Below are 13,402 nucleotides of genomic sequence, written 5' to 3'. Positions count from 1 at the left end.
CTTCTCAATGACCATCGAATTTAAAAACTTCTCCTTTCGCTATGATGCGTTGGTAAATCCAACGCTAAAAAACATCAACTTAACCATAGAGAAAGGCGAGAAAGTCTTGATCATTGGCCCAAGCGGCAGTGGTAAATCCACGCTCGGTCAATGCATTAATGGCCTGATCCCTCACGCAATTGAAGGACACATCGACGGCGAATTGCTGATTGATGGTAAGAACAGTCAAAAAATGACCTTGGTGGAATACACCGAGAAAGTCGGCACGGTACTGCAAGACACTGACAGCCAGTTTGTCGGTCTGAGTGTGGGCGAAGACATTGCGTTTGCACTAGAAAACCAATGCGTGTCCGTTGCTGACATGTACCCACTGGTCAAAGCCACCGCCAACATGGTTGACCTTGAAAACCTGCTTCATCATGCCCCGCATGATTTGTCTGGCGGCCAAAAACAACGTGTTTCCCTTGCGGGCATTTTGGTGGATGACGTTGATGTCCTTTTGTTTGATGAGCCCCTTGCTGCACTCGATCCTAAAACGGGCAAACGCACCATTGAGATCATTGACCAACTTCATCGTGATACTGGAAAAACAATCATCATCATTGAGCACCGCTTGGAAGATGTGCTGACCCAGCATATCGACCGTGTGATCCTCATTGATAACGGCGAAGTGGTTGCTGATACCACCCCCGATGCGATCCTGACATCATCACTACTGAGTACCCATGGCATTCGAGAGCCTCTGTATCTTTCGGCGCTTAAACATGCTGGCTGCGCGGTAGAGCAAGCAGACAAGCCATCAAACATGGCTAATTTGCCCGTTGCGAAATATGCAGAAGCATTAACAACCTGGCATCGCAATGCGCAAGCCAACGACAAGAAGCCCGCGTCTGAAGCCTTGCTAACACTGAATCATCTCACCTACTCCTATGACGGTGAGAAAAATGCCCTCGAAGATGTCAGCTTTACGGTCAATCGTGGCGAGATGATGTCTGTTTTGGGTAAAAATGGTTCTGGTAAATCCACCATCACCAAGCTGATCATGGGCGTGATTGACCCAGATGAAGGCAACATCACTTTTGATGGGTCAGATTTCTCAGCACTCACTATCTTCGAGCGCAGCCGAAAAGTTGGCGTTGTCATGCAAAACCCTAATCATATGATTTCACACCACATGATTAAGGATGAAGTGGCCTTCGGTTTAATGAGCCAAGGGCTGAGCGACTCTGACATCGAAAAACGTGTGCTGGACGTTCTAGAACTGTGTGGTTTGAGCAAATACCGCCATTGGCCGGTAGATGCCCTGAGCTATGGCCAGAAAAAACGCGTCACCATCGCGTCTATTTTGGTGATGGAGCCAGACCTGCTGATTTTGGATGAGCCGACAGCTGGTCAGGATTACCAAAATTACACTTCCATGCTGCAATTCATTAAGAAGCTGAATGAAGAGCAAGGCATTACGGTGATGATCATTTCTCACGACATGCACTTGGTGTTGGAATACACAACGCGTTCCGTCGTGATTGCAGACAGCAAGTTAATTGCCGACGCGCCAATGACTCACGTATTCAGCCAACCTGCGTTGTTAGATGAAGCCAACCTTACAACCACAAGTTTGTACCAGCTTGCTGAGAAGGCGGGCATTGAAGATATCGACGGATTTATGCAGACATTTATTCAGTCAGAGAGCAACGCCAAATGAAAGCATCAAAAATGAAGTTCGGTATCAATTACGTTGATACCAAATCGCCACTTCACGCACTCAATGGCATTACCAAGTTTGCTCTGTTTATGGCATGGGTCACCGTGGTGCTGACAACCTTCGACGTGCGCATTATCGTCGGCATGGTCTTGTTGGGGTTAGCCTTGTTAAAAATGACAGGCGTGGCGTTTCAGGCGTATAAACCGCTGCTGCTTGGTACCATCAGTGTGTTGAGCATGAATGCGGTGTTTATGTTCTTGGTCGCTCCGCAACAGGGGTCTGAATGGGTAGGCTCCAACACGACACTGCTTGAGCTTCCTGCGGGATATTCGCTGACACAAGAAACCCTGTTCTATTTGTGCACGATCACACTGAAATACTTCAGTATGTTCCCGATTGCACTGGTGTTTGTGTTCACCACACACCCAACAGAATTTGCATCGAGCCTGAACCGCATCGGTGTGCCTTACAAAATCGCGTATGCGGTGAGCTTAACCTTGCGCTATCTGCCCGAAGTAAAAAGCGACTTCATCAACATCATGCACGCACAACAAGCGCGTGGCGTTGATTTTTCCAAGAATGCACCGCTGATGACACGCTTTAAAGGTGTCGCGAAAATCCTGATCCCGTTGATTTTTTCTAGCCTCGATCGCGCCGATGAAATTTCAAATGCAATGACACTGCGTGGCTTCGGACGAAACAAAGCACGAACCTGGTACAACTATCGCCCGCTAACGGCAAGAGACATTGTGGTACTTTCTGGTATCGCCTTGTGTGTTGTGCTTGCTCTGTATAAACGACACCTCGAAGCCGCCACTGTGTGGTATCCATTCTGAACAATGAAAAAAGGAGCCTTAGGCTCCTTTTTTGTGTGTTCATCACTCGTCAAGTTAACCGGCTTTAAATGGCGCTGTTAACCTTCTAAGACCTTCATCAGCAGATAACCGTTGTACATAGCGCGTTTGACCAGCGCAGCGCCTGGCATTGTCGCTTGGGTATAGAAGTAGGTTTCTTCCAGCATCAAATTCTCGGTATAACACGGCATGCTTTGACTCCTGACACAGTCGATAATGGCAGGATACAGCACACGCTTTGCGCGGTTGAATTCACCGCCGATAAGGATTCTTTCAGGGTTAAAAAGATTCACCATGATCGCAATGGCCTGACCTAAATGGTGGCCTAGCTCGGTGATAACTTTCACAGCAACACCGTCTCCGTTTTCCGCTGCGTCACAAATACGATCAATGGTTAAAGGCTGGTCTTGTAGAACGCTTTCATGCCCTTGTTCAAGCAGCAGTTTTGTTTCTTCCATGACCGCTTGAAGGCTCGCTACCGTTTCTAAGCACCCACTGTTACCACAAAAGCAGCGCTTGCCGAACGGCTTAATTTGAATATGTCCAAGCTCGCCAATATTCCCGACCTGCCCTTCCAGCACCTTTCCGTCAAGCATAATGCCAGCGCCGACGCCATGATGAATCGACACCAAAACCGCGTTTTCTACATCACGTGCATTACCAAAGAGTTTTTCTGCCAACGCCCATGAACGGGTGTCGTTACCGATAAACACGGGCAAACCCGTTGCACGGTGAATCGCTGCACCTAAAGGCATGTTATGGACATCGTAGTGCGGCATTTGAAGGACAATGCCCTGAGCGCTATTTACCAGCCCAGGCAGTGATACGGCGATAGATGTAACACGATCGACCACAGCAGAGTGCTTAGCAAAAAACTGATTGATGTGTTCGAGAACGTGTTCGATAAGAAGGTCTTGGTCGAGCACATGAATATCATGGCGATTCTCTATCAGGATGTCGCCACCCAGTTCGTGCAGTGCCAAGGTTAAGTAACCGCGACCCAAGCGTAAAGACAAGAACTGCCAACCTTCATTGTTCAGTTCAAGTCCTACAGCGGGGCGTCCGCGCGCCGCTGTTTCTCCATATTCAGTTTCTTTGACGAGATGTGCATCAATCAATTCTCTAGTGATTTTGGTGATGCTAGCGGGTGCTAATTGGCTGCGTTTTGATAGTTCGATTCGAGAGATAGGCCCGAGCTGATCGATCAACTTATATACTGTGCCAGCGTTATTACGCTTAATGTGATCTATATGTCCTGGCTGGGCAAGAATCATCCCATTTTCCCTAAAGTAAATCCTATCTTTGAATTTTTTTACTTTGCGAAGTAATTGTGAAGCACATTGAGATGATGTCGTGATACACGTCACGAGCTAAATCAAATATCTTTTGTTTCCCACTTCCAACTTTAAAAAATCAATGGGTTATCGTTTGTTTTTACCGCACTGCATACCTCAAAGAACAACAAGCCAAGACTCTGGCGCAAGAAGCTGACATAATCCAGCCCCACATACGATTCTGATTGTTAAAGCGGTATGTACAACGTCAACGAAATTTTTGAAACTATTCAAGGCGAAGGCACCTTTACAGGCGTTCCTTCCGTATTTGTTCGCCTACAAGGCTGCCCTGTTGGCTGCCCTTGGTGCGATACACGACAGACCTGGGACACCTTGCCTGGGGACGAGCGCGACTTTGGCGCAATCATCACCAAAACCGGTGATAGCCCAATTTGGGCTGCTGTCGATGCCAATGACATTTTGACGCATCTACAAAAAAGCTACACCGCTAAACACGTGGTGATCACAGGTGGTGAGCCGTGTATCTACGACCTTCGCCCATTAACCGAACTGCTTGAATCTGCGGGCTATCGCTGCCAAATTGAGACCAGTGGTACGTACCCTGTGCAAACGACAGAAGGCACATGGGTGACAGTGTCACCGAAAATCAACATGCGTGGGAAGCTGCCTGTATTGGAAAGCGCACTCGAGCGCGCCAATGAAATCAAACACCCTGTTGGCACAGAGTCAGACATTGAAAAGCTTGAAGCGTTGTTAGATGGTGTTGCACTGCGTGAAAACGTAGAAATCGCACTGCAGCCTATCAGCCAAAAGCCGCGCGCAACGGCATTGTGTATCGATACCTGCATCAAACGTAATTGGCGCTTGTCGATTCAGACGCACAAATACCTCGATATCGCTTAACAGTCTTATCAAAACGCGCACTTTTATTGCGCCATAAAAAAAGGAGCCTAAGGCTCCTTTTTTCGTTTCTACTTGCCTGCCTTTCACACAGAGCGAAAGCCTGACCGTGGCACTCGCTTTATTCGCCAGTGTAAATGCACCCTGCAGTGCACGTTTCTTTGATCATCACTTTGCTCAAACAAGGCAATTCAGGCTTCAACTGATCCCAAATCCATTTCGCCAGCACTTCACTTGTTGGGTTTTCTAACCCTTCAATGTCATTCAAGTAATAGTGGTCAAGACGGTCATAAATCGGTTTAAACGCGGCTTTGATTTCAGAGAAATCAATGATCCAACCAGTGTGTGGATCAACCTCACCAGCCACATAAAGACGCACAAGGAAAGAGTGCCCATGCAAACGGCCACATTTATGTCCTTCTGGAACATGTGGCAAATGGTGGGCAGCTTCAAACATGAATTCTTTGAACAGTTCAGTGTGCATAATGTGCGTTCCTGTATATAGCGCGTTACTCGGATGGACAGCATCTCGCTCACTACTGAGCATAAACGCGTCAATCAAATCTTTAATGCGCCGCGATGCTACTCAATATTGGTGAGAACCTCAAACGCAATCGCAGACAGATCGTGTCGATTTCCCTGACAACCTGTCTGGTAACGAAGGCGAAACACGTCAAATTTTTCGAAAATAACGTCAAGCGGTTAAACCTTGAGCAGCTTTTGACGCTGATTTGATAAAGGATCAATCAAATTAGACTCGCATCTTATAACAACGCTTGAAGGTTATCTGGATACAGGTAAACTTGCTGGTTCAAATGCGAATTGTCTCTGCTCGGTGAACATCATCATCGAGCCATCTTCAACGGAGTTAGATGCAAATTATGAACTATATGCCTGTAGCAGACGTCCTGCACGGCAAAACGGAAGTAGACGCAGAAGTCACTGTCCGTGGTTGGATCCGTACCCGTCGTGATTCAAAAGCCGGTATTTCTTTCCTTGCCATTTATGACGGCTCTTGTTTTGACCCTATTCAGGCGGTTGTTCCTAATGAGCTGAATAATTACCAGGAAGAAGTACTCCGTCTAACCACTGGTTGCTCAGTTGAAGTCACTGGTAAAGTGGTTGAAAGCCCAGGACAAGGCCAAGCGTTCGAACTACAAGCAACAAACGTAAAAGTTGTTGGTTGGGTTGAAGATGCAGACACGTACCCAATGGCGAAAACACGCCACTCCATTGAGTACTTACGCGAAGTTGCTCACCTACGTCCACGTACTAACGTGATCGGTGCGGTTGCACGCGTACGTAACTGCTTGTCTCAAGCGATTCACCGCTTCTACCATGAGCAAGGTTACTTCTGGGTATCTGCGCCGTTGATCACCGCGTCTGATGCAGAAGGTGCGGGTGAAATGTTCCGCGTGTCTACGCTAGACATGGAAAACCTGCCTCGCACTGAGGAAGGTAACGTTGATTTCAACGAAGATTTCTTCGGTAAAGAAACCTTCCTAACCGTATCAGGACAGTTGAACGCTGAAGCGTATGCATGTGCGCTGAGCAAGGTTTACACCTTCGGCCCAACGTTCCGTGCTGAAAACTCAAACACAAGCCGCCACCTCGCTGAGTTCTGGATGGTTGAACCAGAAGTCGCGTTTGCTGACTTGAACGACGTTGCGAAACTGGCAGAAGACATGCTGAAGTATGTGTTCAAAGCCGTGCTTGAAGAGCGCCGTGATGACCTTGAGTTCTTTGCTCAACGTATCGACAAAGAAGCAATCACGCGTCTAGAGAAGTTCGTTGATTCTGATTTTGCGCAAGTGGATTACACTGACGCAATCGACATCCTGCTTCAGTCTGGCCAAACGTTTGAGAACCCAGTTGAATGGGGTATCGACTTGGCATCTGAGCACGAGCGTTTCCTTGCTGAGAAACACTTCCAAGCACCTGTTATTGTTAAAAACTACCCGAAAGACATCAAAGCGTTCTACATGCGCCTAAATGAAGACGGTAAGACAGTAGCGGCAATGGACGTACTTGCACCTGGCATCGGTGAGATCATTGGTGGTGCACAACGTGAAGAGCGCCTAGACGTTCTAGATGCACGTATGCGCGCAATGAACATCGACCCAGAGCACATGAGCTGGTACCGCGATCTACGCCGTTACGGCACCGTACCGCACGCTGGTTTCGGTCTAGGCTTCGAGCGTCTTGTTTCTTACGTAACAGGCATGGGCAACGTACGCGACGTGATCCCATTCCCACGTACGCCACGCAGTGCAAACTTCTAAGTTATTGAACAAACACGTTCAGTACCGATTTCAAAAGACCGCTGATTAGCGGTCTTTTTTTTGTAATTTTTCCTCAAACGCCCCTACTGTTATCCCTTTTCATTTCACATTCACGCATTCCCAGTTTGCGAATCCCTGATTTGTTGAATGAAATCTGTTTCTTTTCCCATTGTCCCAGCACACACCTGACTTTCTGCGAGATGTGCTTCCAAGGCTGACAAGAATATGATTTCGATGACAACAAATAATTGTGTGGATGATCGCGCAAATATCACGATACAAAGAACAATAAAATTTCAGAAAATTTCGGTTTTATTACAACGGATCAAAATGGTATAAACAAAGACAGTTTCCTTTACTAACGCCATGGATGAAGAAATGTTTGAAAAAATTGTTGCAGCTCCCGCTGACCCTATTCTAGGTCTTACTGAAGAATTCAAAGCCGATGCCCGTGCTGAGAAAATCAACCTAGGTGTAGGCATCTACAAGGACGAATCTGGTAACACCCCTGTTTTAGCGACTGTTAAAAAAGCAGAAGCCATCCTTCTTGAAAAAGAAACCACCAAGTCCTACCTAAGCATTCCAGGTACACCTGAGTACGGTTTGGCCGTTCAGAAATTGCTGTTTGGTAATGATGCAACCATCATTGCAGACAAGCGCGCTCAAACCGCACAAGCGCCAGGAGGCACAGGTGCTCTGCGTGTTGCAGCAGAATTCATCAAACGTCAGCTTGGCGACGTAAAAGTATGGGTAAGCAACCCAACGTGGGCAAACCACAACGGTGTATTCGCAGCAGCAGGTTTGGAAGTGGCATCTTACGGCTACTACAACGCTGAAACCAAAGACATGGATTTTGCCGCGATGCTGGCAGATCTAGAAACCGCAAGCGAAGGCGACGTTGTTCTTTTGCACGGTTGCTGTCACAACCCAACAGGTATTGACCCAGATACAGCGCAATGGCAGCAACTTGCAGCACTGTGTAACGAAAAGAACCTGCTTCCTATGTTCGATTTCGCGTACCAAGGGTTTGCGTCTGGTGTTGAAGAAGACGCCGCGGGTCTCCGCATTTTCGCAGACTCTTGTGCAGAGCTTCTTGTTGCAAGTTCGTTCTCTAAAAACTTCGGTCTTTACAACGAGCGCGTTGGTGCATTTACCATTGTTGGTAAAACAGCACAAGAAACGGCAACAGCATTCAGCCAAGTGAAGAGCATTGCGCGCGTTATCTACTCTAACCCACCCGCTCACGGTGCGGCAGTCGTTACCTTGATCCTTGATAACGCAGAATTGCGTGCAGAGTGGGAACAAGAAGTCGCGGATATGCGTGTACGCATTCAAGAGATGCGCGAACTGTTCGTTGCAACTTTGAAAGAAGAAGGCGTGGAAGGTGATTTCAGCTTTATTCAGCGTCAGAACGGCATGTTCTCTTTCTCAGGTCTGAACAAAGAACAAGTTGCTCGCCTGAAAGACGAGTTCGGCGTTTACATCGTAGGTTCTGGCCGTATCAGTGTTGCTGGCATGATGCGTTCTAACATGGGCCCATTGTGTAAAGCCATTGCAGCAGTACTAAAGTAATCAACAGATTACTGCCCTGCTAGCAGAGATAAAAAAAGCGCCGATTGGCGCTTTTTTTGTTTCTAAACCGTGTAGCGAGAAACGCTAATTACATGCCAATGCCGTGCAAGAATTCTGCGCGCGTCGCTGGATTTTTCTTGAACACACCGCCTAACGCAGTGGTGGTGGTTTCGCTGGTTGCATCCATCACACCGCGTGATTTCACACAGTAGTGTGTCGCATTCACGTGGACAGCCACGTTGTCGGTTTCGAGCAATGTCTGAAGCGCCACAAGCACTTGTCGTGTTAAACGTTCCTGAACTTGAGGACGTTGCGAGAAGAAACGAACAATGCGATTAATCTTCGACAAGCCAATGATTTTGTCTTTCGGCAAGTAAGCAACAGTGCACGAACCGTCAATGGTCACCAAATGGTGCTCACACGTGCTTGTAAGGGTGATATCTTTCACTCTCACCATCTCATCACAGCCCATTTTATTGTCGATAACTGTGATTTTCGGGAAGTTCGAGTAGTCTAAGCCTGAAAACACCTCATCCACATACATTTTAGCAATTCGTGCCGGCGTTTCGATTAGACTGTCGTCTGTCAGGTCAAGATCGATAACAGTTAGAATTTCCCGCATGTGGTATTCGATTTTTTCTTTTTTTTCTGTCGCGGTCATCGAAGATCCCGGCGTCATTGGTGTCTCAATGCCCCGTGCAATAAGTGCTTCACGCACTCGAATTGCAGAATCGCTCAATGCTGTCATAGAAAATCCTCGGGTCGTTACAATGTTGTTATCTAATTAAATACTCGTCTTTTAAGGACAAGGATCAATTTGTGTCAGATTTTTGAAGCATAACGTTAATAGTAATAAAATTACACCTCGATTTGCGTGTGGACATTAGTTTGAGCGAACAAAGTTTGCGATAATGACCGCTTTCTTCTACGTCTTGAACATGTTTTGTTCAAAACCATCGAGAGTCTATTTATGGGTTGCTGCGATACACCAGGTTTGATGCCAGTTTCCACTGCGATTTCTACCTTGCTTGAAAACACCACGCCAATTACTCAAACCGATGTTGTGTCCTTAATGGATGCGCAAAACCGCATAACAGCCGAAGACATTTGCTCCCCGATCAATGTGCCACCTTTCGCTAATTCAGCAATGGATGGCTATGCACTGCGCTGTGCAGATTTAGAAAAATCACGCACCCTTACCTTGGCAGGCAAATCTTTTGCAGGTATTCCTTTCGAAGGCGAATGGCCTGAAGGAACATGTATTCGCATCATGACGGGCGCAGAAGTACCAGCGGGTGCAGATGCCGTCATCATGCAAGAGCAAACAGAAGTAGACGGTGATCTGATTACCTTCACCGCGTCAGCGAACGCTCAACAGAATATTCGCCCCATCGGTGACGACGTTAAGCAAGGCGCTGTCGTTATTCCAAAAGGTACCCTTCTAACGCCACGAGAAGTGCCGATGCTTGCAACGCTTGGCATCGCGAACGTCACCGTGATCCGTAAACCCAAAGTGGCATTCTTCTCGACGGGAGACGAATTGCGTCAAGTCGGCGAGCCTTTAGGCAAAGGGGAAATCTACGACAGCAACCGTTACACCATTCGCGCCATGCTCGACAAAATGAGCTGTGAAGCGATTGATATGGGTGTCATCCCTGATTGCCCTGAACAGCTACGTGATGCTTTCTTGAAAGCGGCGGAAGTTTCAGACGTCATCGTGACATCGGGTGGCGTAAGCGTGGGTGAAGCCGATTACACCAAAGACATTCTTGACCAAGAAGGCGATGTGGGTTTTTGGAAAATCGCCATTAAGCCGGGTAAACCTTTCGCTTTCGGTACCATTAAAGACGCGCTTTTCTGCGGTTTGCCGGGCAACCCAGTGTCAGTGTTGGTGACACTGCACGTGATGGTTCAGCCTTTATTGGCGAAACTTGGCGGTCATACACAATGGCAACCAACCATTGCGCTTAAAGCAAAAGCCGCAACACGTTTCAAGAAATCACCAGGTCGCACGGATTACCAGCGCGCGGTATATCATGTAGATGCTGAAGGTCAGCTTTGGGTTTCTACCACTGGCAACCAAGGTTCTGGCGCATTCAGTTCATTGTCTCAAGCCAATTGTTTTGCCATTTTGGAACAGGACAGAGGCCACATTGATGTCAACGAAGACGTGACCATTGAACCGTTCAACGCCGTATTAAATTAAAGGATCCCTGTGGATATTCTTTCGCCTGAAGAAGAACTCAGATACAACCGTCAGATCATTCTTAAACAGTTTGATTTCGACGGTCAGGAAGCATTGAAGCAAGCCAGCATCTTGATATTGGGTGCGGGCGGCCTTGGCTGCGCAGCAAGCCAATACCTTGCAGCTGCGGGCGTTGGCGAGATGACACTTGTTGATGATGATCGGGTTGAACTGTCTAACCTTCAACGCCAAGTGCTTCATAGCGACACCACGATTGGCGAGCTTAAAGTTGATTCAGCGGCCAATGCGCTGCGTCAGCTTAATCCTCATGTGGTGATCCATACCTATGCTGAGCGCCTCGATGATGAAGCCCTCTCGGCACTCATCGCCAAGCATTCGCTCGTGATGGATTGCAGCGACAATGTGGAAACACGCAATCAACTCAACAGACTTTGCTATGCGCATAAAACCCCGTTGGTCAGCGGGGCGGCGATTCGCTTAGAAGGACAAGTCGCGGTGTTTACGTACGGTGACGATGAACCATGTTATGAATGTTTGAGTGCCATGTTTGGCGCACAAGCCCTCAGTTGTGTAGAAGCTGGCATTTTGTCGCCAGTGGTTGGGATCATAGGTGCATCACAAGCACTCGAAGCGATTAAGGTGATTTCCTGCTTCAGTGCGCCCCCATCAGGCAAACTTATGATGTTCGATGCCATGGACAGTTCATGGCGCAGTTTCACGCTCCCTAGAAATACAAACTGCTCTGTCTGCAATTCCTGACAAGCGTGTGATTGCTTTCTAGCAATGCATACATGCTCATAAAAAGTAAACTACATTTAAGAAGGTCGCAGCGCATGTGTTCATGCCATCGCTGCGTATTTTTCTTTTTGTTTACGGGCAACTATCGATAACGATGATAAAAACAGTCTCTATCATCCTTGTGATATTAGGCATGCTTGCCCTTGTGTCGGCATTGCGCTCTTCGATTGCTCTCTACCAACGAGACAAGCGCCCTTCTACCTTTAGTTTTATCCCCGTCATGCTCGGCTTTGTACTGGGTTATTTAACCTTCGCCGCTTTCCTGTCCATGAAACCCACAACGACGCTCATTGAATTCATTGTCTCCGCGGTTTTCTTTGGTGGCGGCATATTCTGCGTGATGCTCTTCGGTGTGATATCTCAATCCATGGAACGCATCGCTTTTGCTGAATTTCAGCAGCACCATAATGAATCTCACGACCCTCTTACGGGTCTGCCTAACCGACGGTTCTTGCTACGAACGATTAGCCACCAGGTGAATGAATATAATCTCAGCGAACAGAGCTTCGCGCTCGTCACCTTCGACATTAATAATTTCAACAACATCAACGAAGTGTTTAGCCATCAAAAAGGCGATGTGCTCCTCACGCAGTTTTCAGAACGGCTTAAAGAATTCATTGATGCAGACATTTTTCTTGCACGCTCAAGTGGCAACCGCTTCACGCTGATCATTAATGACCCGCAAGACAGCAATATCCCGACGTATATCGAGAGCATTCAATCTTATTTAGACCATCCATTGACGATCAACGAACACGACGTCAACGTTACGAGCACGGCGGGTGTCGCCCTGTTCCCAGAACACGGCAGCAGCGCTGAAGATGTATTGAAGCGATCAGAAATCGCCATGTACAGTGCCAAACGTATCCAAGCCCCCTACACCATTTATGAGCCTTCGGCGTCATCCCACTTTTATGACAAGACTGAACTGGCATCCATGCTTCACACGGCGGTGTCTACCATGGACTTTGAGCTGTATTTTCAGCCTGTGATCAACGTGAACAACCAAAACCAAATGACGTTGGAAGTGCTGATACGTTGGCCGATGGGTGATGGTTATTCAGTACGCCCAGATGAGTTCATTCCCATCGCAGAACAGACCAACGCCATCAAGAAAATCACGCATTGGGTGCTTGAAACCACGGTCGCACAACTCGCAGCGTGGCGCAGACAAGGCATCACCCCGCAGGTTCAGGTCAATCTGTCAGTGAAAGACATTGAAGATGATACGCTGGAAGTGTTTCTAAGCAGCCTCATGAAGAAACACCCTATTAACCCCGCGCAACTCACGCTTGAAATCACAGAAACCAGCATGATGCAGAACCCATGTAAGGCGCAGGCTGTATTGGAGAAAATCAAAAAACTGGGCGTGTATTTGAGCATCGATGACTTTGGCACAGGGTTTTCTTCCCTCTCGATTTTGAGCAGCATGCCGATTGATGAAATTAAAATCGACCGCAGTTTCGTGACAGACTTGTTATACAGCAGCAACCACGAGGCCATCGTCAGATCGACCATTTACTTGGCGCACAGCCTTGAATGTCGAGTGGTTGCAGAAGGTGTTGAAACCGAAGCGCTTGGGCAGTACCTCATTTCCATTGGTTGCGATAAACTGCAAGGCTACTGGTATGGTCGCCCCATGACACTGGCTCAAACCGATGAGTGGCTTCAACAAGCGAACCTCACCAATGCGCGCGTTGCGAGCCAAAACTAACCCAAATGGTTCCGCCTGCTTCTTTCGTTTCTCACTCCAAATTGGCCATTTCACATCAGATTTATCACCAATCTCGATG

Annotated in this window: 11 protein-coding genes; 8 read left to right on the top strand and 3 right to left on the bottom strand. The window is 47.6% G+C overall.

The genetic code is table 11. The features are described 5' to 3' along the window. Positions 1 to 7: 7 nt before the first annotated feature. Both EQP46_RS13280 and EQP46_RS13275 read left to right on the top strand, forming a co-directional pair. Complete coding sequence (locus tag EQP46_RS13280) at positions 8 to 1,702, top strand: ABC transporter ATP-binding protein (protein WP_129494123.1); 1,695 nt, start codon at positions 8 to 10, stop codon at positions 1,700 to 1,702. Next, complete coding sequence (locus tag EQP46_RS13275; protein WP_129494122.1) at positions 1,699 to 2,538, top strand: energy-coupling factor transporter transmembrane component T family protein; 840 nt, start codon at positions 1,699 to 1,701, stop codon at positions 2,536 to 2,538. The genes EQP46_RS13280 and EQP46_RS13275 overlap by 4 nt, the downstream gene beginning before the upstream one ends. Before the next feature lie 77 nt (positions 2,539 to 2,615). Here EQP46_RS13275 and mlc read toward each other — a convergent pair whose 3' ends face one another. Further along, complete coding sequence (mlc, locus tag EQP46_RS13270) at positions 2,616 to 3,830, bottom strand: sugar metabolism global transcriptional regulator Mlc (protein WP_129494121.1); 1,215 nt, start codon at positions 3,828 to 3,830, stop codon at positions 2,616 to 2,618. Between the two features lie 258 nt (positions 3,831 to 4,088). Between mlc and queE the strand changes: the two genes are divergently transcribed. Next, complete coding sequence (gene queE, locus EQP46_RS13265; RefSeq protein ID WP_129494120.1) at positions 4,089 to 4,754, top strand: 7-carboxy-7-deazaguanine synthase QueE; 666 nt, start codon at positions 4,089 to 4,091, stop codon at positions 4,752 to 4,754. A gap of 118 nt (positions 4,755 to 4,872) precedes the next feature. On the opposite strand, the gene queD is transcribed toward queE, so the two are convergent. Next, positions 4,873 to 5,235: a 6-carboxytetrahydropterin synthase QueD gene (gene queD, locus EQP46_RS13260; protein WP_129494119.1), complete on the bottom strand. Its 363-nt coding sequence runs from the start codon at positions 5,233 to 5,235 to the stop codon at positions 4,873 to 4,875. A 397-nt stretch (positions 5,236 to 5,632) separates the two neighbouring features. On the opposite strand from queD, the gene asnS reads away from it, so the two are divergent. Together asnS and EQP46_RS13250 are read left to right on the top strand one after the other, a co-directional pair. Beyond that, positions 5,633 to 7,033, top strand: coding sequence for an asparagine--tRNA ligase (gene asnS / locus EQP46_RS13255; RefSeq protein WP_129494173.1), 1,401 nt, complete (start codon positions 5,633 to 5,635; stop codon positions 7,031 to 7,033). Positions 7,034 to 7,411: 378 nt separating this feature from the next. Beyond that, positions 7,412 to 8,605 carry an amino acid aminotransferase gene (locus EQP46_RS13250; RefSeq protein WP_129494118.1) on the top strand — a complete coding sequence of 398 codons (1,194 nt, stop codon included), beginning with the start codon at positions 7,412 to 7,414 and terminating at the stop codon, positions 8,603 to 8,605. Positions 8,606 to 8,693: 88 nt separating this feature from the next. Here the strand turns inward: EQP46_RS13250 and folE are convergent, their stop codons facing one another. After that, positions 8,694 to 9,353 carry a GTP cyclohydrolase I FolE gene (gene folE, locus EQP46_RS13245; RefSeq protein WP_129494117.1) on the bottom strand — a complete coding sequence of 220 codons (660 nt, stop codon included), beginning with the start codon at positions 9,351 to 9,353 and terminating at the stop codon, positions 8,694 to 8,696. 222 nt (positions 9,354 to 9,575) lie between these two features. Here folE and moeA point away from each other — a divergent pair, with 222 nt between their 5' ends. From moeA to EQP46_RS13230, 3 genes are all read left to right on the top strand, one after another. Further along, positions 9,576 to 10,811, top strand: coding sequence for a molybdopterin molybdotransferase MoeA (gene moeA / locus EQP46_RS13240; protein WP_129494116.1), 1,236 nt, complete (start codon positions 9,576 to 9,578; stop codon positions 10,809 to 10,811). Positions 10,812 to 10,820: 9 nt separating this feature from the next. Next, the gene (gene moeB, locus EQP46_RS13235; protein WP_129494115.1) at positions 10,821 to 11,570 is read left to right on the top strand and encodes a molybdopterin-synthase adenylyltransferase MoeB; all 750 of its coding nucleotides are present in this window, start codon (positions 10,821 to 10,823) and stop codon (positions 11,568 to 11,570) included. Positions 11,571 to 11,703: 133 nt separating this feature from the next. Next, positions 11,704 to 13,323 (top strand): putative bifunctional diguanylate cyclase/phosphodiesterase, encoded by a 1,620-nt coding sequence (locus EQP46_RS13230; protein WP_129494114.1) that lies wholly within the window; start codon positions 11,704 to 11,706, stop codon positions 13,321 to 13,323. Positions 13,324 to 13,402: the final 79 nt, after the last annotated feature.

The sequence above is a fragment of the Enterovibrio baiacu genome (assembly GCF_004120195.1).
GTDB classification, from domain to species: Bacteria; Pseudomonadota; Gammaproteobacteria; order Enterobacterales; family Vibrionaceae; genus Enterovibrio; species Enterovibrio baiacui.
This window is presented reverse-complemented; position numbering and strand designations above follow the sequence as displayed.